This window comes from Streptomyces sp. NBC_00670, assembly GCF_036226765.1.
Taxonomy (GTDB): Bacteria; Actinomycetota; Actinomycetes; order Streptomycetales; family Streptomycetaceae; genus Streptomyces.
The window spans coordinates 2,675,981-2,700,425 of the sequence record NZ_CP109017.1 but is presented as its reverse complement, the minus strand read 5'-3'; the positions used below and the strand labels follow the sequence as shown (position 1 = coordinate 2,700,425).

Genomic DNA, 24,445 nt, shown 5'->3' with positions numbered 1-24,445 from the left:
CAGGAAAGTGTGCCGATCATAGAGGTTGTACCCCCTGCCTTCCAGCCGCCGTCCGGGGCCTTCCGGGGTCGGCCGAACCTGGGGGATCGTTTCTGCTCGCCGTTGGTCCGGTTCGTTCACATGCCGACCGCATGTGACGTTCCGTGAGCCTTCGGTGCATCGGGGCGCGGGTCGGGCGTGCGTGCGGAGGGGCGCCCGAGCGTCCACCCCGCGCGCCGGGAGGACGAGCGGGGCGCACGCCGTCGCCCGGTCGTACGGCGAGGCCCTGCCGTGCGCCGACGCCCTCTCGTGCGCCGTCGCCTTCGTCGTGCGCCACCACCCCCGCAAGTCGCCTCACTCGTCCGGTGCAGGCAAACAGGCAGAAATACGACTAATCACCCCAGGCTGGGTGCGACTCCCCCCTCGCACCCGGAGGTCGCCTTGCCGCGCCTGCTGCCCCTCGTGGGGCCCCTGAAGGGATTCGTCCGTGACGGGGCGCCCCGTCTGCGCAGCACCGCGGCCGTGTTCACCTCGATGACCGCGCTCGCCGCGACCTCCCTGGTCACCGGCCCCGCGCTCGCCGAGGCCGGCGCCACCCCCTGCGCGTTGCAGCGCACCGAGGCGCACCACTCCGAGGGGCTCGACTCCTGGAACGCCGCCTATCCGCGGCCCACCCGCCCGCTCGACGCCGTCATGGTGTTCCTCTCCTTCCCCGACGCCGGCCCCGAGACCACCCCGAAGGAGCTGACCGACGACTACTTCCCGGCCACGAACCGCTTCTTCGAGCGCGCCTCCTACGGCCGGTTCTCTCTGCGCACGCACCCGCTGCCGCACTGGATCCAGATGCCGCACCCCTCCACCGCGTACGCCATACGGCGGGACTGGAGCCCCGGCCGCCGGGCCGCCTATCTCCGCGACGCGCTCGCCGCGGCCGACCGGCACGTGGACTTCTCGCGCTACGACGTCGTCTACTTCGTCGCCGACCCCGACGCGCCCGGCGTCGACTCCGACGCCACCAAGGTGGTCAACCTGGACCGGCCGCTGCGCGCCGACGGTAAGGACATCCGCCGGGTCGTCACCGTCTTCGAACGGCACCCGCCGGACCGGCTGGTCCTCGCCCACGAGACTGGGCACGTGTTCGACCTGCCCGACCTCTACCACCGGCCGGTCGACGGCAAGGGCGACTGGGACACCTACGTCGGCGACTGGGACCTCATGGGCAGCCAGTTCGGACTCGCCCCGGACCTCTTCGCCTGGCACAAGTGGAAGCTGGGCTGGCTCGACCCCCGCCAGGTCGTCTGCGTGAAGGGCCCGGGCAGCACCCGGCTGACTCTGGAGCCGGTGGACGCGGGACCGTCGACGGGGACCGCCGGGGCGGCGGACGTCTCCACGCTGGCGGACGTCTCCACACCGGCGGGAGCCTTCACGTCGGCCGGGACCCCGGTGGTCTCCGGCGCGATCGGCGCCGCCGGCGCACCCGCGGCGGCGCCCGGCATCGGGGCGCGCCCCCTCGCCGCGGCGGGGCGCGGGACGAAGCTCGCGGTGGTGCGCACCGGCCCCGACCGCGTGCTCGCCATCGAGGCGCGCGACCCGGTCGGCAACGACGCCGCCGCCTGCACCCGCGGCATCCTCGTCTACCGGGTGCGCAACGAGGCCGAGTCCGGCGACGGCCCCGTCCAGGTCGTCGACGCCCACCCGCGCACCGGCGCCTGCTGGGACGAGTCGGTCTACCCGCCGCTCGCGGACGCCCCGGTGTCCCTGGGGGAGACCTTCACCGTGCCGGGGGAGGGCGTACGGGTGGCGGTGGAGGGGCGCACGGCGTCCGGGGAGTGGACGGTGTCCGTCACGGCGGCGCCGGAACAGTGAGCCGGACGATGGTCCCGGGCATGCGAAAGAGGCCCCTCGCCGAGCGAGGAGCCTCTTTCCGTCGTGTGCGCCGCCAGGGACTCGAACCCCGGACCCGCTGATTAAGAGTCAGCTGCTCTAACCAACTGAGCTAGCGGCGCCTGCTGACGTCGTAGACCTTAGCACCCTGATCGACGGGAGGAAAAATCGAAATCCGCACCGCCGCCGAGGCCGCCGCCCGGGCCGCCCGCATCGCCGCCCAGCACACCGCCTCGGCCCCCGGCAGCCACGGATCACGGGTGTCCGGGGCGACCAGCCAGCGCGAGGCCGGCGGCCGCCCGGCACCCGACGCGGGGCGCAGCGCGGGCACGGTGACGGCGTCGCCGGTGCCGTGGCAGAGCAGCGGCGGCACGGCACCGCCGCCGTCCCACTCCTCGGCGTCGAGCAGTGACGGGAGGCGGCGGGCGGTGCCGGGGGCGGTGAACAGGAGCGTGCGCCCGCGGTGGACGGCCACCGGGCCGGAGCCGGGCCCCTCGTCCCACAGCCGGTCGAGCAGGCTCCGGCCGAAGACGGCGGGCACGTTGACGACGTCGAACACCGTGCCGCAGGGCAGGACGAGCGGCGCGTCCGGCCGCTCCTCCCAGAGGGCGAGCGTGCTGCGGGGGTACGGGCCGGCCGAGGCCAGCCAGGCGGCGCCCTCCGCGGTGACGCCCGCGACGTCGGACGGGTCCGGGAACGGGTTGAGACTCATGCCGTCCATCTGTACCCCGCGTGACTCACCCGATCCGGTGAGTTGCGGGAATCGGGGACGGGGGAAGCGGGGGCGGGGTACCGTGCGCCCGGCAATTGCCCCACGAGGGCCGACGGGGCCCGCGCGACGCGCGTGCGGGGTTCGCGCGACGCCCGTGCGAGGGCCCCGCGACGGATCGTCTCTCAGCCCAGGTCCGCCGGGCCGTGGGCCTCGACGCCCCGCAGCAGGTCCTGGCCGAACTCCACCATCTTCTTGGCGTAGTCCTCCGTCCACTGCGCCCGCTCGGCGATGGCCGCCGGTGTCAGCCGGTCGAAGCGGCGCGGGTCCGCCAGCTGTGCCGCCGCGATCGCCTGGTACTCGACCGCACGGTCGGCGGCGGCGCGGAACGCCTGGGACAGCTCGGTGGCCCGGGAGAGCAGGGCGCGCGGGTCGTCCATCGACTCCAGGTCGAAGAAGTGCTCGGGGTCGGCCGTGTCCTCCGCGGGCTCGAAGAGCAGGGGCGCGGGGCGTAGCCGCGATTCGTTCCGGCGCGGCGTGGGCTCCGCCATGACGTCTCCTCCTCGTACGTACGTCCGGTCCCCGCCCGGCAGGGAGAGGGCCACCGTCCATTGTCTCGTGGGCGCGCAAGAGGGCGGGGACCGTCAGGGAGGGCCCCCGCCCACCCCACGTTCAATGCACGGGCGGGCCCGGGTGTTCCCACGCGTCAGGGCCTCCAGGTCACCCGGTGTTCGTGCAGGTGGGACAGGACCGCGTGGTTCGCTTCCCAGCCGTCCGGGGCTGCTTTCGTCTGCCGCCTCCGGCGGCGTGCCGGGCTCCGCCCGGCGGAGGGGTGGGGGTGTGGTGATCGCCTGTTGGTCAGGCCTCCCAGGTCACCCGGTGTTCGTTCAGGTGGGACAGGACCGCGTGGTTCGCTTCCCAGCCGTCCGGGGCTGCTTTCGTCTGCCGCCTCCGGCGGCGTGCCGGGCTCCGCCCGGCGGAGGGGTGGCGGTGTGGTGATCGCCTGTTGGTCAGGCCTCCCAGGTCACCCGGTGTTCGTGCAGGTGGGACAGGACCGCGTGGTTCGCTTCCCACCCGTCCGGGGCTGCTTTCGTCTGCCGCCTCCGGCGGCGTGCCGGGCTCCGCCCGGCGGAGGGGTGGGGGTGTGGTGATCGCCTGTTGGTCAGGCCTCCCAGGTCACCCGGTGTTCGTTCAGGTGGGACAGGACCGCGTGGTTCGCCTCCCACCCGTCGGGGAACTTCACCGTGACGCCGAGCTGGACCGGCTCCGTGGACGGGTGGGCGTCCAGGAGGTCGGGGACGCCGGCGCGGCAGACCACGATGCAGGCGTGCCGGTGGCGGGAGGCGAGGACGCACAGACGGCCCGTCTCCAGGTGGAACGCCGTCGCGTCGGGGCGGCCCGAGAGCGGGTGCAGTACGACCGTCACGTCGAACTCCCGGCCCTGGAGCCGGTTCGCCGTGTCCACGGTGACGTCCGTGACCCCCAGCTCCGCGAGCGCCGCGCGCACGGCCGCCGCCTGGTCGCGGTGGGCGGTGCCGACCGCGATCCGGTCGGCGGTCAGCGGCACCGGCTCCGCCGCCCGCTCCGAGACCGACGCCCCCTCCCGGTCCAGCAGCCGGCGCACGACCAGCGCGAGTGCCCGTACCGCCTCCGGGTCCGTGCGCGGGGTGTGCCGGGGCGGCAGCTCGAGCAGGCCCCAGCCGGAGCGCGCCGCCTCGTCGAGCACCGCGTCCGGGCCCGAACCGTCGGCCGGCACGCCGAACGCGAGCCGCCGGTCACCGGGCCCGGTGCCGCTGCGGAACGGCGTGTACGGGTAGAACGCGTCGGACACCAGCGGCGCCGCCGACGCCGGCAGCCGCCAGGACACCGGGAGCCGGTGCTGCGGCAGCTCCGGGTTGTGCGCGAGCAACGTGCTCACCGCCGACGCCGACGGGTCGTACGACAGCCCCGCCCACTGCTCCGCGCCGACGATCGCGAACGGGTCCAGCTGCCCCGGGTCGCCCACGAACAGCGCGCGTTCGAACAGCCCGGCCACGGCCAGCAACGCGTCGGAGCGCATCTGGTACGCCTCGTCGACGATCGCGTGCCGCCACGGCTCGACGTTCTTCACGTGCGCCCACTTCGCGGCCGTCGACAGCACGATGTCCAGGCCCGCGAGGTCGCCCGCCTTCGCGGACTTGCGGACGCCGGGCAGCGCGTCGAGCGCCTTGTCGTACGGGTCGGCGTCGCTGCTGTGCAGCCGGCCCACCGCCGCGTCGGGGTTCTTCTCGGCGAGCCGGACGACGAGGTCGTCGACCTGGGCGTTGGTCTGCGCGATCACCATGAGCGGGCGCCCGGCGGCGGCCAGTTCGAGCGCGGCGCGGACGACCAGCGTCGACTTGCCCGCACCGGGCGGCGAGTCGACGACGACGCCGCGGTGGGTGCCGTGCAGCGTGTCGCGCAGGATCGCGTCGGTGGCCCGCGCGGCCTCGGCGCCGGGGTCGAAACCGGCGACCGCTTCGTGCACCGTCGTCACAGGACGTCCTCCTCGGTCACCGCGTCCGGGCGCTCCGCCGTCGTGGCCGCGGACTCGCCCGGCGGACCGCCGTGCGTCCACGGCGTGTCCTCCGGGTCCGGCAGCTTGGCGCCGCCGCGCTGCTCGTGTTCGAACAGGGTGAAACAGAGCCGGTCGCCCTTCTCGGGGACGGAACCCTCCTCGGGCTCCCGCCCGCGCCCCATCTTGTCGAGGATGCGCAGGGTCACCGACACGCCCTCTTCCTCCTCCGTGAGCCCCACGAACTCGGCGGTCTGCGGCTTGCCGCCCAGCGAGCGGTACACCTTGGCGCGCTCCCCGAGGTGCGGCCGGTCGTCCGTGCGGACGGTCACCAGGGGGCGGGGGCTCGGCCGCTTGCTCTCGCTGTACGCCATCACCACCTCGACGACCTCCCCGGCGAACGCCTCCCCGGCCAGCCGCCGACCGGCCATGACCAGCGGGTCGTCCAGTGCCTCCTGGGCCTCCAGGCGGGCCTGCTCGCGCTCGCGCGTGGCGAGCTTGTTGGCAGCGGTGACCGCGTCGTCCAGGCGCGGCTGCGGGGGCTCGCCGGCCAGGACGCGGTCGCGGTGGCCGGTGAACGACCAGCGGTCCCGGGTCCAGCGGTCGGCGACGTGCGCCCCTTCCGGGAGGGCGCGCAGGAGGTCGATGCCGTGCCAGACCGCGTCCCAGGTGGGGCGCGTACGGCTCTCCACCAGGGCGCGGATCTCGCGCTCGGCGGCGGTGAGCTCGCCGAGCCGGTCGTCCGCCTCCAGGCCGTCCTCGGCGGCGGCCAGCCGGGTGCGGGCGCGGTCGTAGCGCTCGATGGCGGGGGCGAGCAGTCTGTTGTCGAAGGCGGGGTCGGTGGCGGGGCCGGCGGGCGGGTGCAGGAGCTGTCCGGCGGCGTCCCTCGCCAGCTCCGCGCGCAGGGCGGCCTCGGCGCCGGTCGTGCCGTCCGGCGGGTCGATCCAGGCGAGGAGTGCGCCCAGGTGCTGGTCCTCCAGGTTGCTCTGGCCGGTCGCCCAGTGCCGGGACAGCAGCTCGGTGAGGGCGGGCAGCAGGGAGGAGCCGGGGACGCGGGCCCGCTCCGCGAAGTGCGTGAGCCAGCGGCCGAGCAGCGGCACGCGGGGCGGTGCGGGGTGCGGGGTCTCGGGGTCCTGCTCGGCGGTGCGGCGGAACCGCATGGAGCGGCCGAGCAGCCGTACGAAGTCGACGCCCGCGCGGCTCGGCACGATCAGCTGGGGTGCGTCCGCGCACAGCTCGACCTCGACCTTGACCCGCTTGCCGGTCTCCGGGTCGGCCTCGGTGCGCTCGGCGGGCTCCACGGCGTCCGCGAAGCCGTCGATGTACGGCAGGACGACGTCGGCCAGCTCGGCGAGGAACGCGAAGCGCAGGTCACGGTCGCGGGGCTGCGGCACGACGAGCAGCCGCGGCGCGTCCCGCTCGGTCCCGACGAGCGCCCCGAGCGGAGCCCCCGCCTCACCGGCGGTCGTCAACGGCACGATGACCAACGGCCGAGCGGACACGTACCGGTGCCGCACGGTGGCCAAGGCCTGCGCCCGTCCCTCCCGCACGGCCTCCAGCCGGGCGAGCGTGGAGATCAGAGACATGGGACACCTCGACGGAGTACGAGCCGACCGGCTCCGGGCACGGGGCGGAAAGCCCGCGCCATGCGGGCGTGTCCGGGCGCGGGGCGTGACGCCCGCACCGCGCAGGCGTGGTCGGGTGCGGGGGATGACGCCCGCATCTCCCGCGTCAACATGCCGCACTCCCCGTCGCCGCACCCGCCGCATGGCGCAGTGCCTCTGCCCGCAGGTCCGCCGCACGGCGCAGCGCCGCGACCGCGGGGTCCGCGGGGTCGCCCGCCTCGCCGTGTGCCGCGGCGAGGACCTCGTCGACCGTCGTGAGACCCCCGAGCTCCGCCCGCGCCGCCCGGCCGAGCGCGGTGACCGCACCCGCCGCGCGCGAGCGCTCCCGGCAGTGGAACGCCAGCTCGCACGTGGACAGGCACTCCGGCGCGTACGTCGCCGGAACCGACTCCACGGCGGCCGAGAGCCGCTCCGGCGGCAGGTCGAGGCCGAAGCACGTGCCCTCGGGCAGCGCCCCGGCGATCTCCTCGATGCGGGTGAGCCGGGCGAGCTGCCGCCGCGTCACCGACCGCTGCTTGCGGACGTCGACCGCGGCGGCCGTGGCCAGGTTGGAGAAGTCCTTCGGGCACACCAGCAGGATGCGGTGGCGTACCACGGGCACCGGCTCCAGCCGCGCCGCGATCTCCTCGAGCGCGAGCACGTACACCGCGGACTGCCGCGCCGCCGCCCCCACCTTGGCCGCGTCGGCCGAGCCGTCCAGCATCGGGAAGGACTTGATCTCCACGACCGTCCAGGACCCGTCCGGATGGACGACCACCGCGTCCGGCTCCAGGAACGCGGGGGAGCCGGCCACGTCGAGCGCGAGCATGGGGTGGTCGAGCAGCGTCCAGCCGCCCGCCGCGACGGCCTCCCGCAGCGCCAGCGCCGTACGCGCCGTGCGCCCGGCCGGGCCGACCGCCGTCAGGTCGGGCACGGAGGAGGTCTCGGGCGGCGGGGCGCCCGGATCCAGCCGCTCGTGCACCAGCCGGAGCAGCTCCGCGCCGCCGTCCGCCTTGACCCGCTTCTCGAACGCGTTGCCCCGCGTGAGGGCGAACTGCGACTGGCCGAAGGACGACGGCGCGCCCAGCGCGTCCGCGAGCGCCGCCTTGTCCACCCCCGCGCCGTCGAGCAGCGCGCGCCGGTCGCAGCCCGGGTTGGCGGCCAGCGCGGCGAGCGCCCGGGCGTCGAGCGCCTTGGGCGGCGGCGGGGGCTCACCCGCCCCGGGGGCAGCCGGCCCCCGCAGCTCAGCGAGCAGGTGCCGCAGCGCCGTCCCCGGCGTCCGCGGGGGCGGCACCCGGTTCGGCTCCCGGCCCGTGGCGGGTTTCGCGCTGTCGGGGAATTCGCTCACCCGCCGAAGTCTGGCATCCACCACTGACAACCGGGGAACCGCCACCGCGCGCGGCCGCCAGGACCGGCGCAAGCCGCGCCACCAGTGCCGCCCGCAGCATGGCCGCGACCCGCATCACCGGCCCGGCCAGCAGCAGTCCGACGCCCATCACGGCGACCCCGGCGAGCGCGTCCAGCAGATAGTGGTTGGCGGTGCCCATGACCACGATCGTGGTGAGCAGTGGATAGGCCACACCCGCCACCTTCAGCGTGCGTGTGCGGCCGTAGCGCCACAGCATCACCCCGCACCACAGCGCCCACCCCACGTGCAGGCTCGGCATCGCCGCGTACTGGTTCGTCATGCCGCCCATGCCGCGCGGCGCGCTCGCCTCGCCGCCCCACCAGCCGTACGAGCTGTACTGCGCCATCGTGTCCACGAACCCGTGGGCGGGGTGCAGCAGCCGGGGCGGGCACGTCGGCAGCAGCGTGAAGCCGATCAGACCGAGGAACGTGGACGTCATCAGCCAGGTGCGGACCATGCGGTACTGCTCCGCGTGCGCGCGGAACATCCACACGAGGATCGCGGGGGTGACGACGTAGTGCAGCGACGCGTACCAGAAGTCGGCCGGGACGCCGAGCCAGGCGTGGTCCGTGAACAGCCGGTTGAGCGGGTGCTCGGCGTTGATGTGGAGGAACTTCTCGATCCGCAGGATCGCCAGGCCGTGGTCGACGGCGCCGGGCACGTCCCCGCGCACGATGAGCCGGCCCGCCGAGTACGCGGCGTAGACCACGATGATCAGGGGCAGTTCCGTCCACCAGCGGGCACGGGGCGCGGAGGCGTCCTCCTGGCGCGGCCGGGGCCGCGGGCGCTCCTCGCGCTCCGGCCCGGGCTGCGGACCCGCCTCGATGCCCGGAGACTCGGTCTGCGGCATCCGATCGCCCTCCCCCTTCTCGTCGCTACGGGTGCCCGGTGGCATGACGGTCCACCTTACGGTGCCTGCGCACGTCCCCGTGGGTCCCCCCGGCACTCGAAGACGCAGAGATCCCTTCCCGGGTTGCCCGACCGGTTCCCCGAGGAGGTGCCCGGGGTGCCTCCGACAGGGTGAGCGATGATGGAGGAAACCGCCTCTTCTTTTGTCATCGAACCCTGCGTCGGCCCCGCGTGATTGCGCGTGGACGCATCCTTTGTCATCGAAAGGTCCCTCATGGCACCGCGCATCCTGCTGGCCCGGCACGGACAGACGGAATGGTCCCTGCTCGGGAAGCACACGGGCCGGACGGACATACCACTCCTGGAGGAGGGCCGGCAGGGCGCCAAACTGCTGGGCGAACGACTGCACCGGGCGCCGCTGGACGGCCTGTCCGAGGCCGTGGTGCGCACGAGCCCGCTGCTGCGCGCCCGGGAGACGTGCGAACTGGCCGGCTTCGGCGAGCGCGCCGAGCCCTGGGACGCGCTCCTGGAGTGGCACTACGGGGCCTACGAGGGCATGACGCCGGACGAGATCCAGGGCGTACGGCCGGGGTGGCTGATCTGGCGCGACGGCGTCCCCGAGGGCGAGGCCGCGGCGGAGGTGTCCGCGCGCGCGGACGACGTCGTCTCCTGGGTGCGCGGCCAGGAACGGGACGTACTGCTGTTCGCCCACGGGCACATACTGCGGGCGATCGGGGCGCGGTGGCTGGGGCTGCCGCTGTCGTTCGGAGCCCGGGTGCGGCTGAGCCCCGCGTCGCTGTCCGTCCTGGGATGGGCGTACGGGGAGGCGGCGATCGAGTCGTGGAACGACGTGGGGCACCTGGTGGGGTGACGGCCGAGCCCTGAGGGGCGCGGTACGCCCGGGGTCACCGCGCCGGCCGCGCGACGTCGGCGTGGCGGTCGAGGAACGCCGCGACCTCCGCCGTCCCGCGGTGCGGCAGCAGCAGCCCCGTCGTGGCGGACAGCATGGTGTGCACGCGGGAGGACCGGACCTCGTCCAGCAGGTCCAGGGCGCGGTGGCCCGCCGCCGCGGCCTCGTCGGGGCGGCCGTCCCGGGCCAGGTCGTCGGCCAGTTCCGCCGTGTACAGGACGATGTTGCGCGCGAAGTGCGGGTCCTGGAGGCGCGCCGCCCGCCGCGCGTGCCGGGCCGCCCGCGAGAAGTCCCCCAGCGTCGACCAGCACCGCGCCTCCAGGCTCTCCAGCTCGGCCTCGCCGTAGAAGGACATCCACTCCGGGTCCGCCGGCGCCGGGCCCCGGGCGAACAGCGCCTTGGCCCGGTCCAGCGCCCGCTCGCACTCCGTACGGTCGCCGAGCCCCGCCCGGCCGCCCGCCTCGCGCAGCGCCAGCAGCGACAGCAGCCGGTGCGAGCCCAGCGGCCGGGCCGCCCGCCGGCCCGCCTGCGCCGCCCGTACCGCCTCCCGGGGCCGGCCCGCGTCCCGGGCCAGGAACGAGGTGTTGCAGAACGCGTGCGCCTCCAGGGCCGGGTCCCCGGCCATCCGGGCCGTCGCCAGTGCCTCCGCGTAGTGCGAGCGCGCGTCGTCGAAGCGGCCCGAGTCGTGCGCCAGCCAGCCCACCGAGAGGGCCAGTTCACCCGCCCCCGCGTACAGCCGGTCCGCCGTCGACCGGCGTGCCGTACCGGCGTCCAGCAGGGCGTACGCGGTGCGCAGCGGGGCGGCCGCGTGCCGGTGGAGGCCCTCGGCGCCGTGCCGGTCGTCGAGCAGCCGGATCCGCCGTACGGCCTCCTCCAGGAGGTCCGCCTCGGCGGCGCCCGCCCGGCGGGCCGGGCGTCCGGCGGCGGCCGCGGCGTCGGGGACGAGCCCGAAGGGCCCCAGGGAGACGGCCGCCACGGTCGCGGTGCCGCCTGTCATGAATGCGCGACGTTGCACGTCGCTCTCCTCGTGGTTCGGTCGGTGCGGGCCGTCGTACGCGCGCGTGCCGTACGACGCCGTGTGCGTGGGTGTACTGATGTCCGGTTCAGCGGGCGGGGGCGCCTCGTCGGCCGGGCGCGGGGGCCGGCCGCGTACGGAGGAGCGGGGGGCGAACCCCAGATCGGTCAGCGTCCGGCCGGGGAACATGTGCAGGAACACCCGTTCGTAGGCGTAGTTGGGGCAGCGGATCTCCCCCGCCTCCACCCGTCCGATGTACCGGGCGTCGCAGCCCACCCGCTCGCCGATCTCCCGGGCGGCCCGCCGCACCGCCGCCGCGAACTCGCCCGGCGAGCGCTGCCCGCGCAGCCGCCGGAAGGCGAGGTTCGGCCTCGGTGGCCTGGGGGACTGGGACGAGGTCACCGCTGACGACGCCATGGCCGGGCCCTCTCTCGCACTCCGTCGAACCGTCCGACGGAGCAGGACCGTACCCGTCCGCCGGATCCCGTCATGCGAGGTTTGGCTACAAACCGGATATCTCATCCCTGATCTGCCATGAAGTGCCATCCTTTGCGCGGTGTGTGCGCCGTAGCCGTTGACGGACTCGCGCGTTGAACCCCGTGGACCGGGAGCCGCCCGTGCTCCCGACCGCTCAGCCGTCAGGAGGGGTACGCCGTGTGGGAGGCCGGGATGAAGAGGATCGATCCCCGTAGGTCGCTGTCGTCGCCGGGCGGTCCCGATGTGGTGACCGTTCCCGCGCGGCAGGGACTCGAGGCCGTCGACATCCTGCGCCGCGGCACCGGCGACCGCGTCGGCCCCGTCCTGCACGACGACGACTGCGACACCCTCGGCTTCCTGGTGCCGCCCGGGACGGCGGACGCCTGGGACGTGCCGGGCAGCACCTGTACGCAGACGGACGGCCGGGGCGCGGCCCTGGCCGCCCCCGAACCGGCCGGCGCGGGCGGCGGGTGGCTGCTGCCGCCGGGCGGCACCGAGCCCGCCACGGACCCCGCGGTGCTGCGGGACGCGCTCGGCGAGGCCGCCCGGCTGCTCCGGGCGGCGGACAGCTGCCGGTGACCTGCGCGGACGGTCGCCCCGGGCGGGGGCCCTCCACGCCGAGCCGGCGCGCGCCCCGTCGATAATGGACGGATGGCGAGGAGCGCGAAGGCGGCAGGAACCCCGCGGGCCGACAGGGCCGCGAAGGCCGCGGAACCCGGGCGCGGCGGACGCGGTGAAGGCGGTGGGCGCGGCGGACGCGACGGGGGCCGGGACGGCGGCCGGCGGGCCGGAGCCGAGGTCGAGGAGGCCGTCGACGGCGGGCTCGCCCGGCTGACGCCCGACCGCGACCGCCCCCGCGCCTGGAGCCTGTTCCTCGACGGCGCCCCGCAGTCGCACGTCGACCTCGACGACCCCACCCGCCTCACCTTCGACTACCAACGCCGCCTCGGCCATGTGATCGACCTCGCCGCCCCGCCCGGCCGGCCGCTGCGCGTCGCCCACCTCGGCGGCGGCGCCTTCACCCTCGCCCGCTACACCGCCGCCACCCGGCCCCGCTCCACCCAGCAGGTCGTCGAACGCGACGGCGCCCTGGTGCGGTTCGTGCGCGAGGCGCTGCCGCTGGACCCCCGGGCGCGGATCCGCGTCCGCACCCTCGACGCCCGCGAGGGGCTCGCCAAACTGCCGGACGACTGGGCCGACGTCGTCCTCGCCGACGTGTTCGACGGGGCGCGGACACCGGCCCACCTCACCTCGACGGAGTTCCTCACCGACGTGCGCCGGGTGGTGCGCGCCGGCGGACTGTACGCGGCCAATCTGACGGACGGTCCGCCGCTGGCCCATCTGCGCGGGCAGATCGCCACGGCCGCCGCCGTCTTCCCGGAACTCGCGCTGGTCGCCGAACCGGCCGTGCTGCGCGGCCGGCGCTTCGGCAACGCGATTCTCGTCGCCTCCGGCCTGCCCCTGCCCGTCGCCGAACTCACCCGCCGCGCCGCCTCGGACCCGCACTCCGCGCGGGTCGAACACGGCAGGGCGCTGATCGACTTCACCGGCGGGGCGCGCCCGGTCACGGACGCGGACGCGGTGGCCTCGCCGGCCCCGCCGCCCTCGGTGTTCGATTAAGAGGGTGCAGGCGGGTCAGTAGGTGCCGATGTCCACGTGCGGCGGTCCGTCGTGCCAGGTGCAGAAGACCGAGACCTTGTCCGCGCCCGAGGTGAACTCCACGCGGATCCACGACTCCGTCTTCCACACCTGCATCGACCAGCCGGCCCCCGGCGTCGCCGACACCAGCGTCGCCGAGGTCTCGCCGATGTCGAACACCACCCGGCCGCCGTCGGTGTCGTAGCCCTTGACCTGCCCGGACGTGTCCGGCGGCGGCGAACTCTTCGACGAATGCGCCGGTGCGTGCGAGGAGGACGGGGCGGAGGCGGGGGCCGAAGTGCCGGACGGCGCGGGCGACTTCGGCTCGCGGGACGGCGACGGGCTCTTCGTCGGCTTCGGCGCGCGGCTGGTCGCGCTGGCCAGCGCCCGGGCCTCCTGCGTCGCACCGGCCGCCGTGATCGGCAGGGCGCGCGGCGGGTCGTAGGCGGTCCCCGCCATGACCGTGTGGACACCCCACCACGACAGCGTGACCGCCGCGCCGGTGGCGAGCGACCACGCCAGAACGTGAACGAGTCCTCTGTACATCGCTGTCATATTGCCTCACCCGCCCCACGGGTGTCTCACCAGTCGCACACAGTCTCGAATGTCCGTTGTGCGTCGTGGAGTTGTCCACAGGCTCCGGACGGCCCCGCACGCATGGCGTACGGTGCGGCGCATGGCAAGTGTGCTCGTGGTCGAGGACGACCAGTTCGTACGCTCCGCGCTCATCCGGCATCTGACCGACGCCGCGCACACCGTGCGCAGTGTCGGCACCGCGCTCGCGGCGCTGCGCGAGGTCGCCCACTTCTCGTTCGACGTCGTGATACTCGACCTCGGACTGCCCGATCTGGACGGCTCCGAGGCGCTGAAGATGCTGCGCGGCATCACCGACGTACCGGTGATAGTGGCCACCGCGCGGGACGACGAGACGGAGGTCGTTCGGCTGCTCAACGCGGGCGCCGACGACTATCTGACCAAGCCGTTCTCCGTCGAGCACCTCTCCGCCCGGATGGCCGCCGTGCTGCGCCGGGCCCGGTCCGGCGCGGGCGAGGCACCGGTGTCCACGGTGATCCGGGTCGGCGGGCTCGCCATCGACCCCCTGCGCCGCCAGGCGGAACTCGACGGGGTCCGACTGGACCTGACCCGGCGCGAGTTCGACCTGCTCGCCTTCCTCGCCGGCCGCCCCGGCGTGGTCGTCCCCCGCAAGGAACTGCTCGCCGAGGTGTGGCAGCAGTCCTACGGCGACGACCAGACCATCGACGTCCACCTCTCCTGGCTGCGCCGGAAGCTGGGGGAGACGGCGGCCAGGCCCCGCTATCTGCACACGCTGCGCGGCGTGGGCGTGAAGCTGGAGCCGCCGAGAGCGGAGCCGCTGTCATGAGGTGGGCACTGGTCAAGGTGTGCGTGGCGGTGACCACCATGGTCGTGGTCGCCTTCGCGGTGCCGCTCGGCCTGGTCATCAAGGAGATGGCACGCGACCGCGCCTTCTCCAACGCCGAGCGGGAGGCGGCGGCGGTGGCGCCCGCGCTGTCCATCACCACCCAGCGGGACCAGCTGGAGCGCGTCGTCGCCTCGGCCGGCTCCGACGACGAGGGCATCGCGGTGCACATACCGGCGGCGTCACCGACCGACGACAGCGGTGCCGGCGTCAGCGGCGAGGGCGGGGCCGGCGGTGAGGGCGAGGGCGCCGCGAAGGCGCTCGACCTCGGCCGGCAGCGCGCCGCCGACAAGGACATCGAGGCCACCCGGAAGCTGGGCCGGGCCTCCACCAGTGAGGTGGCGGGCGGCTTCACCCTGCTGCAACCCGTCGCGATCGGTTCCGGGGCCATCGCCGTGGTCGAGGTGTACGTGCCCGAGGCCGAGGTCACCAACGGCGTCGGCACGGCCTGGGCGGTGCTCGCCGCCGTCGGCGCCGCGCTCGTCGTCGGCTCGGTCGCCGTCGCCGACCGGCTCGGCGTGCGCATGGTGCAGCCCGCGCAGCGCCTGGTCGAGGGCGCGCACGAACTGGGGGAGGGGAAGCTGGGCGCCCGGGTGCCCGAGGAGGGGCCGACCGAACTGCGGCTCGCGGCGGTCGCGTTCAACTCCATGGCCGATCAGGTCGTCCAACTGCTCGCCAACGAACGGGAACTGGCCGCCGACCTGTCGCACCGGCTGCGCACCCCGCTGACGGTGCTGCGGCTGAACGCGGCCTCGCTCGGCGAGGGTCCGGCCGCCGACCAGACCCGGGCCGCCGTCGCCCAGCTGGAGCGCGAGGTCGACACCATCATCCGCACGGCCCGCGAGGCCAAGCCGCAGACGGCCGCGCCCGGCCCCGGGGCGGGGTGCGACGCGGCGGAAGTGGTGCGCGAACGCATGGAGTTCTGGTCCGCGCTCGCCGAGGACGAGGGACGCAAGGTGCGCACGGCCGGCATCGACCGGCCGGTACGCATACCCGTGGCCCGCGCCGACCTGGCCGCCGCGCTCGACGCCCTGCTCGGCAACGTCTTCCGGCACACCCCGGAGGGCACCGCCTTCGCGGTCGACGTGCACAACGCGGAGGACGCGGTGATCGTGCTCGTCTCCGACGCCGGCCCCGGCATCACGGACCCCGACGCCGCGATGGCCCGCGGCCGCGGCTCGGGCAACGACGGCTCGACGGGGCTGGGCCTCGACATCGTGCGCCGCCTGGCCGAGTCGACGGGCGGCGACGTCCGCATCGGCTCGTCGGTGCTCGGCGGCACGGAGGTCCGCATCTGGATACAGCTCGACGGCTGCGGCACGACGACGGGCGGCCGCCGAGGGCACCGGGCCCGCATGCGCAAGCGCAAGCGGAGCGCCCCGTCAGGGGCGCGGGGAACGGCGCGAGCAACCACGACGAGCCCGCACCCGCCGAACAACGCCACGCACCCGAGCTCTTAGGCACCCCGAACGAACCCTCCGCGCCGAGATTGGTCTCTACCTTTAACCCCCTCCGATCCCTTCCTTAAGCGCACCCTAAGATCCCCACCCCCCGTCCGGATTCGGGCGATCCGCCGGAATCCGGCCCGCTAGCTTTCTGCCGCACCCCCACTCCCGTGAGCAGTCGAAAGCAGGCACCTGATGAGCAGTACGCACCGGCGCAAGGTCAGCGGCAGGAACAAGGTGATCGGCGGCGTCGTCGCCGCGGCCGTGGCGGGCGGCGGCGCCTTCGCGCTCACCGGTACCGCGCACGCGGCCGGCGTCGGTGCCGTCTACACCAAGTCCAGCACCTGGGAGACCGGCTACACCGCCCAGTACGTCGTCACCAACGAGAGCGGCTCCAAGGAGTCCGACTGGACGCTGGAGTTCGACCTGCCCTCCGGTGCGAAGATCAGCTCGCTGTGGAACGCCACGTCGAAGGTGAGCGGGCAGCACGTCACCGTGACGGCCCCGTCCTGGGACAAGGACGGGCTCGCGGCGAACGAGTCCGTCACCGTCGGCTTCGTCGTCAACGGCAAGGGCGACCCCACCGGTTGCCGCATCGACGGCGCGAGCTGCTCCGCCGACGACGGCGCCACCCCCGAGCCGAGCGGGCGCCCCTCGGAGACGGCCACCTCCGAGCCGACCGCGGAGCCCACCAAGAGCACGCCGTCGCAGAGTTCCGACCCCAAGCCGAGCTCCAGCCCGTCGACCCCGGACACCGGCAACGGCAGCGCGGGCAGCGCCGGCTTCGCCCCGTACGTCGACACCTCCCTCTACCCCGCCTTCGACCTGCTCGCCGCGGCCGACGCCACCGGGGTGAAGGACTACAACCTCGCCTTCGTCACCGACGGCGGCGGCTGCACCCCCAAGTGGGGCGGCGTCAGCGACCTGGGCAGCGACGCGGTCGCCGCGCAGATAGGCAAGCTGCGGGACAAGGGCGGCGACGTCCGCGTCTCCTTCGGCGGCGCGTCCGGCTCCGAGCTCGGTACGACCTGCTCCTCGGCCGACGCGCTGGCGGCGGCGTACGGCAAGGTCGTGGACACGTACAAGCTGACCAAGGTCGACTTCGACATCGAGGGCGGTGCGCTGCCGAACACCGCGGCCAACACCCGGCGCGCCCAGGCCATCGCCAAGCTCCAGCAGTCGCACTCCGGGCTCGACGTCTCCTTCACCCTGCCCGTCATGCCGGAAGGGCTGACCCAGGACGGCGTCAACCTGCTGTCCAACGCCAAGTCCAACGGCGTGAAGATCTCCGCCGTCAACATCATGGCGATGGACTACGGGGCCTCGTACAACGGGGACATGGGCGGTTACGCGATCCAGGCGGCCACGGCCACCCAGGCCCAGATCAAGAGCGTGCTCGGGCTGTCGGACAGTGCGGCCTGGAAGGCGGTCGCGGTCACGCCGATGATCGGCGTCAACGACGTGTCGACGGAGGTGTTCAAGGTCGACGACGCCACGCAGCTGGTGGACTTCGCGAAGTCGAAGGGGCTGGGGTGGCTGTCGATGTGGTCGGCGACGCGGGACAAGCAGTGTGCGGGTGGGGCGAAGAACACGGCGGACGCGACGTGCAGCTCGATCACACAGGGGGCGTTCGACTTCTCGAAGGCCTTCGGGGCGTACAAGTAGGGGGCCGGCTGTGACCTGCGGGAGTTCTCCCTGAGGCCTCCTCCGGGAGAGGAGCTGCCCGGCGCCCTCCGCCGGGCAGCTCCCGTTCAGCGCGGGGCGCGGTCCGCTTCCCCACGAAACCCCCCCACCAGGACCGCGCCCCGTCCCCCGTGACCGGCCCGGCCGGCGTCCGCTTACGCCGGCCGGGCCGGGGCTTTTTTCTTCGCCCCCGCCGCCCCTGCCCTGCGCGTTCCTTGGGCCGCGGGGGTGCGTGGTCGGCTGACGGCCGGTGGGGGCTTGTCGCGCAGTTCCCCGCGCCCCTTACGGGGCGCCCCTTCAGGGGCGCCCACCGCGGGGTGCGATGACCGTGCCCGCGCCGGGCGGGGCGGGTTGTGGCGCGGGCACGGTGGTCTAGGGGTGAGGCGGGAGCGTGCCGGTGCGGGCGGCCCGGCCGTACCAGTGGGCGCTCGACTTCGGGGTGCGGGCCAGGGTGTCGTAGTCCACGTACACCGCGCCGAAGCGCTTCTCGTAGCCGTACGCCCATTCGAAGTTGTCCATCAGGGACCACAGGTAGTAGCCCCGCACGGGGGCGCCCTCGTCGATCGCGCGGCGCACCGCCGAGAGGTGGCCGCGCAGGTAGGCGATGCGCTCCGGGTCGTGCACCGTGCCGTCGGCGTCCGGGACGTCGTCGTACGCGGCACCGTTCTCGGTGATGTACAGCGGCAGTCCGGGTGCCTCGCGGGCGTAGCGCATGACCAGTTCGTGCAGCCCGGTCGGGTCGACCGTCCAGCCCATCGCCGTTCGGTCGCCCGGCGTCTGGTGGAAGGCCACGTCGTCGGCGCCCGGCCAGGGGGCGTGCTCGCTCGCGCCGTGGCCGTCGGCACGCGGACCGGACGGCGCGTTCTCCGCGGCGCTCACCAGGGCCGGCGTGTAGTAGTTCAGGCCGAGCGCGTCCAGCGGCTGGTGGGTGAGGACCAGGTCGCCCTGCTGGATGAAGCCCCAGTCGGTGACCGACCGGGTCGCCTTGATCAGCGTCTCCGGGTACGCCCCGTGCAGCATCGGGCCGTGGAAGACGCCGTTGGCCAGGTCGTCGATCCGCTGCGCCGCGTCCAGGTCGGCCGGGTCCTGCGACAGCGGGCGTATCACCTGGGAGTTGAGGCTGACGGCGACGGTGTTGCGGGCCGGCATCGTGGCCCGCAGGGCGGTCGTGCCCAGGCCGTGCGCGAGGTTGAGGTGGTGCGCGGCGCGCAGCGACGCCTCCGGGTCGGTGCGCCCCGGGGCGTGCACGCCGGAGCAGTAGCCGAGGAAGGCGCTGCACCAGGGTTCGTTCACGGTGATCCACTGCTCGACGCGGTCGCCGAGCGCCAAGCCGAGGATCGCCGCGTACTCGGCGAACCGGTAGGCGGTGTCCCGCTCGGGCCAGCCGCCGGCGTCCTCCAACTCCTGGGGGAGGTCCCAGTGGTAGAGCGTGAGGGCCGGCTTGATGCCGTGGGAGAGCAGTTCGTCGACCAGACGGCGGTAGAAGTCCAGGCCGCGCTGGACCGCGGGGCCGCGGCCGGTGGGCTGGACGCGGGACCAGGAGACGGAGAAGCGGTACGCCTTCAGGCCGAGCTCCGCCATCAGCGCGACGTCGTCGCGGTAGCGGTGGTAGTGGTCGACGGCGGTGTCGCCGTGGTCGCCGCCGGCCGTCTTCCCCGGGGTGTGGCTGAAGGTGTCCCAGATGGAAGGCGTACGGCCGTCCTCCGCGACCGCTCCCTCGATCTGGTACGCGGAAGTGGCCGCTCCCCAGACGAAGGCGGGAGGGAAGGACACGGACATCGGCTCGGTCATGGAATCGCTCCCACGGGTCGGTTGCGCGGCCCATTATGCATGGGAGCGCTCCCACGGCGAAACCCCTCGCACACGGATACGGTTTTTGCGCGCCGTGAGGGGCGCGCCGTAAGGGGCGCGGGGAACTGCGCGGGCGACCATGACGCACCCCGCACCCGCCAACGCGCCGAACCTCCACCCCAGTGGGCGCCCCACGGCTTTCTCGCCCCCGCCGCCCCTACCCTTCCCATCCCTTCAAGGGGCTCCGCCCCTTTGACCCCGGGAGAGCTCGGGTGGGTGGGGACGGAGGGGGAGTGCGGGTGGGTGGGGACTTCTCGCGCAGTTCCCCGCGCCCCTTACGGGGCACGGTTGCTCGCGCCCGCGCGGCGGAGCCGCACGCGCAGGGCCCCGCCCCTTCAGGGGCGCGAGGAACTGCGCGGGCGACCACGACGCACCCCGCACCCGCCAACGCACCGAACCCCCACCCCCGTAGGCGCCCCCGCCCACCGAAACCCCCCGCCGGAGGCACACGCACCCCCCACCAGAGCCCCCCGCCCCCCGCCGCCGGAGGCACACGCCCCCCCACCGAAGACCCACCCACGCCGGCATCGGCGGGCGGGCGGCGGGGGGAGGGGCCCCTCACGCCGACTCCCGGACCACCAGTTCCGTCGGCAGGACGACCCCCCGGTGTCCCGACCCCCGCTGCGCGATCTCGTCGAGCAGCAGGTCCGCCATCGTCCGGCCCATCTCCTCCAGCGGCTGCCGCACACTCGTCAGCGGCGGGTCGATGTGCCGCGCGACGATGGAGTCGTCGAAGCCGATGACCGCGACGTCGTCCGGCACCCGCCGCCCCGACGCCCGCAGCTCCAGCACCGCCCCCGACGCCGTCACGTCCGACGCGGCGAACACCGCGTCCACCTCCGGCCGCCGCCGCAGCAGCTCCCGCATCGCCCAGCGGCCGCCGTCCTCCGTGAAGTCGCCCTGGACGATCAGGTCCTCGTCGACCGTGAGCCCCGCCCGTTCGAGCGCCCCCCGGTACCCCTCGAGCCGGGACTGCGCCACGTCCATGTCCAGCGGCCCGGTGATCGTGCCGATGGTCCGGCGGCCGCCCGCCAGCAGGTGTTCGACCGCGCTGCGCGCCCCGCCCCCGTTGTCCGCGCGGACGTGCCCCAGCGGCTCGCCGTCGCCGCGCCGGCCGGCCAGGACCGTCGGCACGGACAGCTCCTCGAGCCGGTCGGGCAACGTGTCGTCGCTGTGCACGGCCATCATCAGCACGCCGTCCACCCGCTGCGCGGACAGATACGTGGCGAGCCGCGCGTACTCCTTCTCGTCGCGCACCAGCACCAGCAGCAACTGCATCCCCGCGCCGGCCAGTCCGGCGGAGACCCCGCGGATGATCCCGGAGAAGTACGGCTCGGAGAAGAGCCGGTTCTCCGCCTCGGGGACGACCAGCGCCACCGAGTCCGTGCGCTGGGTGACCAGGGAGCGGGCGGCGCGGTTCGGGATGTAGCCGAGTTCGTCGATGGCCCGCTCCACCGCGGCCCGGGAGCGGTCGCTCACCTTGGGGGAGCCGTTGATCACCCGGGAGACGGTGCCGCGCCCGACGCCGGCGAGGGCGGCCACGGCGTTCAGGGTGGGGCGCCGGACGTCCGTGCTCTTCGCCGGCTGTTCGGCAGGGCTCATCGTTCACCTCTCGGCGATCAGTGGGGGGCGGGCCTCATTCTGACCCAGAAATTTCCCGAACCGGCTCCGCGGACCGTCCGGGTACCCGGGCCGGGGGGCCCAAGGCACCGGTGACCTGCGGGAATCCGGCGTGTGTCGGCCGTATGTCGCGCTGGTTACACGTGCTGTGACGACACATAAACGTGACGCCTACAACACGCTTGCGCAACGACGCCGTTTTCAAGTCTTGACACTGGGCCCGGCAGGAACCAGTCTTCCGGCATGCCGCGTGGGAGCGGTCCCACGGGTCCTCGGGGGGTTACTCCCGTGTGGACCAGAACACCAAAGGCCCTTCCCTCTACCTCGCAACACCCACTGTTGACCAGCATCTTTTCACCGCACGCCCAGTGTTGTGAACTGGCCGCTGCTCGAACCGAGAGGGCAGGTCCGGACTGCCGGTTCCCCGGCAGGCCGATTCCTGAGGTCCCGTTCCCCACTGGAACAAGGAGTAGTGGAATGCGCATCACCCGTACCGGCGGCGGTCGAGGCCGCAGAGCAGCGGCCGTGACCACAACGGTCCTGACGGCCTCCGCGCTGCTGCTGACCGGCTGCAGCAGCGACGACGACTCGGACAGCTCGGACTCCAACGGGAACATCACCCTCAAGCTGGCGGACTTCGGGCAGTTCGGCTACAAGGAAGCCAAGCTGTTCGACGAGTACCACAAGCTGCACCCGAACATCACGGTCAAGGAAGAGACCACGGCGAAGGAGGAGGACTACTACCCGAAGCTGCTTCAGCAGCTGAACTCGAGCAGTGGTCTTGGGGACGTCGTCGGTATCGAGGTGGGCCGCACCAAGGAGGTCACCACCACTCAGGCGGACAAGTTCGTCGACCTGAGCAAGGTCATCAACGTCGGTGACTGGGTGGACTGGAAGGAAAAGCAGGTCACCACCGACGGCGGCCAGGTGATCGGGGCCGGCACCGACATCGGCCCGATGTCGCTCTGCTACCGCCGCGACCTGTTCGAGAAGGCGGGTCTGCCGACCGACCGCAAGGACGTCACGAAGGCCGTCGCCGGCGGCTGGGAGGACTACATCAAGCTCGGCGAGAAGTACCAGAAGAACGCTCCCGACAAGACGTACTTCATGGACTCCGCGAGCGCGATGTACAACGCGGTCGTCTCCTCCTCGCCGGAGCAGTACTACAGCACCGACGGCAAGGCGATCTACAAGGACAGCGCGTCCGTGAAGGACGGCTGGAACCTCGCGGTCGAGGCCACGGACAAGAAGCTGACCCAGGGCCTGGCCCAGTTCGACGACCCGTGGGTCGCCGCGCTGCGCAAGGGTTCGATCGCCACGATCGCGTGCCCCGCGTGGATGGCCGCGCAGATCTCCGTCAACTCCGGTGACGACTACAAGGGCAAGTGGGACATCGCCCGTGCGCCCGGCGACACCGCCGCCAACTGGGGCGGCTCCTTCCTCGCGGTGCCGAAGGCCGGCAAGCACGTGAAGGAGGCGCAGGAGCTGGTCAAGTGGCTGACGGCGCCCGAGCAGCAGGCCAAGGTCTTCAAGACCATCGGTGTCTTCCCGTCGAACACGAAGGCCTACGACCTCCCCGACGTGAAGAGCGCGAAGCTCCCGTACTTCAACGACGCCCCGATCGGTGAGATCTACGCCGAGGAGGCCAAGGCCATCCCCGCGGCGGTGCTCGGCCCGAAGGACGGCGTGATCAAGGACACGATCTCCCGCCAGATCAACAACATGGCGCAGCGTGGCACCAAGCCCGACAAGGCGTGGAGCGACGCGGTCGACACCATCGACAAGGCGATCGGCTGAACCACGGCGGCGCGGGTGGCCCCCAGGGGCTGCCCGCGCCGCACCGGCGGCTTCGGCCGCCGACGGCATCCGCACCACCGGGCCGGCGCTCACCCGCCGGCCGGGTGTGCGCCCCGGTGACGGGGCCGTCGTACCCGGGCGGTACGGAGGCCCCTGCCCGAGCGGCAGGGGGCTCGCTCGTCGTACCGGACCGGCGCGGGGGAACGGTGCCGGTACGACGGGGGAGCCCCGGCAACGTTGTCCGCCCCGCCGAGGGCGGACGACCGCGCCGGGGGCCCGTCCGTCACCGGACGGCGGTCCCTGACCGGCTTGCCGTCCGGTGACGGTCGGGGGCGGCCGTCGGCGGCCGACCGGAGCCGTCACCGTTCGACCCCGACCTCCGTCCACCCACCGGCCCCGTACCCCGACCGTCCGTCGACCCCCGTACCCCGAGCCCCGCCGGCGCGGGGTGGATCCGGTTCCGTCGGCGGAAGACAGGGGCAGGCCGCTGCGCGGGCGGCCCGATACCGTACCGAACAGCGCAGGGAGCGGCGGGACGGTCGCCCGTGCACGCGCATCCCGCCCCCTACCCGGCCGCAACCTCCCAGGGAAGGACTCCCTCCGTGGCAACGACAACCCCCACAAAGGCCTACAGCCCGCCGCCCGGCGGCTCCGGCGCGTCGAAGGAACGCAGCGCGTGGCGCTCCCGCCTGTGGCGCTTCGACGACAAGGCGTCCCCGTACGCCTACATCGCGCCCTTCTTCCTGATCTTCGGCGCCTTCGGTCTCTACCCCCTCATCTACACCGGCTGGATAGCCCTGCACCGGGTGGAGATGACGGGCCTCAACCAGTCCGAGTGGGTCGGCTTCGACAACTTCACCAAGATCCTCCAGGACTCGGAGTTCTGGACGGCCGTCTCCAACACGTTCGTCATCGGCGTCATCTCGACCGTCCCGCAGCTGCTCGTCGCGCTGGGCCTCGCCCACCTGCTCAACTACAAGCTGCGCGCCAGCACCTTCTGGCGGACGCTCATCCTCACCCCGTACGCCACCTCGGTGGCGACCGCCGCCCTCGTCTTCGCCCTGGTCTTCCGGGCCGACGGCGGCATGCTCAACTGGGTGCTGCACTTCTTCGGCGCCCCGAGCGACACCAACTGGGGAGACGGGCACTGGACGTCCAAGATCGCCATCTCCATCATCATCATCTGGCGCTGGACCGGCTACAACGCCCTCATCTACCTGGCGGCCATGCAGGCGGTACCGACCGACCTCTACGAGGCCGCCTCGATCGACGGCGCCTCGCGCTGGCAGCAGTTCCGCAAGGTGACCATCCCCTCGCTGCGGCCGACCATCCTGTTCACCATCGTCATCTCGACGATCGGCTCCATGCAGTTGTTCGGTGAGCCGCTGCTGCTCCAGGGCGGCACCCTCGGCTCCGTCGGCGGCAGCGACCACCAGTACGAGACGCTGAGCATCTACCTCTACAACTACGGCTGGAAGCTCGGGCACCTGGGCCCGGCGGCGGCCGTGGCCTGGGCCATGCTCGTCCTGCTGCTGCTCATCGCCCTGATCAACTGGATCATCAGCCGGTTCGTGCGCAAGAGCGCGGTCTGACGGGAGTGACATC

At 73.6% G+C, this 24,445-nt stretch carries 19 protein-coding genes and 1 tRNA gene; 9 read left to right on the top strand and 11 right to left on the bottom strand.

What is annotated here, in order from left to right; genetic code table 11:
- Positions 1-420: 420 nt before the first annotated feature.
- Positions 421-1,845: a M6 family metalloprotease domain-containing protein gene (locus tag OIE12_RS11900; protein ID WP_329134540.1), complete on the top strand. Its 1,425-nt coding sequence runs from the start codon at positions 421-423 to the stop codon at positions 1,843-1,845.
- Between the two features lie 66 nt (positions 1,846-1,911).
- On the opposite strand, the gene OIE12_RS11895 is transcribed toward OIE12_RS11900, so the two are convergent.
- From OIE12_RS11895 to OIE12_RS11865, 7 genes are all read right to left on the bottom strand, one after another.
- Positions 1,912-1,985 (bottom strand) — tRNA-Lys (locus tag OIE12_RS11895).
- A complete protein-coding gene (locus OIE12_RS11890; protein ID WP_443053802.1) occupies positions 1,976-2,575 on the bottom strand; it encodes a bifunctional DNA primase/polymerase in 600 nt (199 codons plus the stop codon). The genes OIE12_RS11895 and OIE12_RS11890 overlap by 10 nt, the downstream gene beginning before the upstream one ends.
- Before the next feature lie 182 nt (positions 2,576-2,757).
- A complete protein-coding gene (locus OIE12_RS11885) occupies positions 2,758-3,123 on the bottom strand; it encodes a hypothetical protein (RefSeq protein ID WP_329134536.1) in 366 nt (121 codons plus the stop codon).
- 611 nt (positions 3,124-3,734) lie between these two features.
- Positions 3,735-5,087 carry an AAA family ATPase gene (locus OIE12_RS11880; protein ID WP_443053801.1) on the bottom strand — a complete coding sequence of 451 codons (1,353 nt, stop codon included), beginning with the start codon at positions 5,085-5,087 and terminating at the stop codon, positions 3,735-3,737.
- Positions 5,084-6,691, bottom strand: coding sequence for a hypothetical protein (locus tag OIE12_RS11875; protein WP_329134534.1), 1,608 nt, complete (start codon positions 6,689-6,691; stop codon positions 5,084-5,086). Before OIE12_RS11875 ends, OIE12_RS11880 begins: the two co-directional genes overlap by 4 nt.
- Before the next feature lie 145 nt (positions 6,692-6,836).
- Positions 6,837-8,003 carry a hypothetical protein gene (locus OIE12_RS11870; protein WP_329141875.1) on the bottom strand — a complete coding sequence of 389 codons (1,167 nt, stop codon included), beginning with the start codon at positions 8,001-8,003 and terminating at the stop codon, positions 6,837-6,839.
- Entirely contained in the window at positions 7,954-8,967 is a 1,014-nt protein-coding gene (locus OIE12_RS11865; RefSeq protein ID WP_329134532.1) for a phosphatase PAP2 family protein, read from the bottom strand. Before OIE12_RS11865 ends, OIE12_RS11870 begins: the two co-directional genes overlap by 50 nt.
- A gap of 273 nt (positions 8,968-9,240) precedes the next feature.
- Here OIE12_RS11865 and OIE12_RS11860 point away from each other — a divergent pair, with 273 nt between their 5' ends.
- Entirely contained in the window at positions 9,241-9,837 is a 597-nt protein-coding gene (locus OIE12_RS11860; RefSeq protein ID WP_329134530.1) for a histidine phosphatase family protein, read from the top strand.
- A 34-nt stretch (positions 9,838-9,871) separates the two neighbouring features.
- Here the strand turns inward: OIE12_RS11860 and OIE12_RS11855 are convergent, their stop codons facing one another.
- Entirely contained in the window at positions 9,872-11,308 is a 1,437-nt protein-coding gene (locus OIE12_RS11855) for a tetratricopeptide repeat protein (RefSeq protein ID WP_329134528.1), read from the bottom strand.
- A gap of 252 nt (positions 11,309-11,560) precedes the next feature.
- On the opposite strand from OIE12_RS11855, the gene OIE12_RS11850 reads away from it, so the two are divergent.
- Positions 11,561-11,947 carry a hypothetical protein gene (locus tag OIE12_RS11850; RefSeq protein WP_329134526.1) on the top strand — a complete coding sequence of 129 codons (387 nt, stop codon included), beginning with the start codon at positions 11,561-11,563 and terminating at the stop codon, positions 11,945-11,947.
- Positions 11,948-12,019: 72 nt separating this feature from the next.
- A complete protein-coding gene (locus tag OIE12_RS11845; protein WP_329134524.1) occupies positions 12,020-12,988 on the top strand; it encodes a spermidine synthase in 969 nt (322 codons plus the stop codon).
- 15 nt (positions 12,989-13,003) lie between these two features.
- On the opposite strand, the gene OIE12_RS11840 is transcribed toward OIE12_RS11845, so the two are convergent.
- Entirely contained in the window at positions 13,004-13,552 is a 549-nt protein-coding gene (locus OIE12_RS11840) for a hypothetical protein (RefSeq protein WP_329134522.1), read from the bottom strand.
- Positions 13,553-13,682: 130 nt separating this feature from the next.
- Here OIE12_RS11840 and OIE12_RS11835 point away from each other — a divergent pair, with 130 nt between their 5' ends.
- The 3 genes from OIE12_RS11835 to OIE12_RS11825 all read left to right on the top strand — a co-directional run bounded on the left by OIE12_RS11835 (position 13,683) and on the right by OIE12_RS11825 (position 17,554).
- The gene (locus OIE12_RS11835; protein WP_329134520.1) at positions 13,683-14,387 is read left to right on the top strand and encodes a response regulator transcription factor; all 705 of its coding nucleotides are present in this window, start codon (positions 13,683-13,685) and stop codon (positions 14,385-14,387) included.
- Positions 14,384-15,904: a sensor histidine kinase gene (locus OIE12_RS11830; RefSeq protein WP_329134518.1), complete on the top strand. Its 1,521-nt coding sequence runs from the start codon at positions 14,384-14,386 to the stop codon at positions 15,902-15,904. The genes OIE12_RS11835 and OIE12_RS11830 overlap by 4 nt, the downstream gene beginning before the upstream one ends.
- Positions 15,905-16,084: 180 nt before the next feature.
- Positions 16,085-17,554 carry a glycoside hydrolase family 18 protein gene (locus OIE12_RS11825; RefSeq protein WP_329134516.1) on the top strand — a complete coding sequence of 490 codons (1,470 nt, stop codon included), beginning with the start codon at positions 16,085-16,087 and terminating at the stop codon, positions 17,552-17,554.
- A 390-nt stretch (positions 17,555-17,944) separates the two neighbouring features.
- Here OIE12_RS11825 and OIE12_RS11820 read toward each other — a convergent pair whose 3' ends face one another.
- Positions 17,945-19,363, bottom strand: coding sequence for a GH1 family beta-glucosidase (locus OIE12_RS11820; RefSeq protein WP_329134515.1), 1,419 nt, complete (start codon positions 19,361-19,363; stop codon positions 17,945-17,947).
- A 618-nt stretch (positions 19,364-19,981) separates the two neighbouring features.
- Positions 19,982-21,025, bottom strand: a complete 1,044-nt coding sequence (locus OIE12_RS11815; RefSeq protein ID WP_329134513.1) for a LacI family DNA-binding transcriptional regulator — start codon at positions 21,023-21,025, stop codon at positions 19,982-19,984.
- Positions 21,026-21,520: 495 nt separating this feature from the next.
- Here OIE12_RS11815 and OIE12_RS11810 point away from each other — a divergent pair, with 495 nt between their 5' ends.
- Together OIE12_RS11810 and OIE12_RS11805 are read left to right on the top strand one after the other, a co-directional pair.
- Complete coding sequence (locus tag OIE12_RS11810) at positions 21,521-22,840, top strand: ABC transporter substrate-binding protein (protein ID WP_329134511.1); 1,320 nt, start codon at positions 21,521-21,523, stop codon at positions 22,838-22,840.
- Between the two features lie 602 nt (positions 22,841-23,442).
- Positions 23,443-24,432, top strand: a complete 990-nt coding sequence (locus OIE12_RS11805; protein WP_329134509.1) for a carbohydrate ABC transporter permease — start codon at positions 23,443-23,445, stop codon at positions 24,430-24,432.
- The last annotated feature ends 13 nt before the right edge of the window (positions 24,433-24,445 follow it).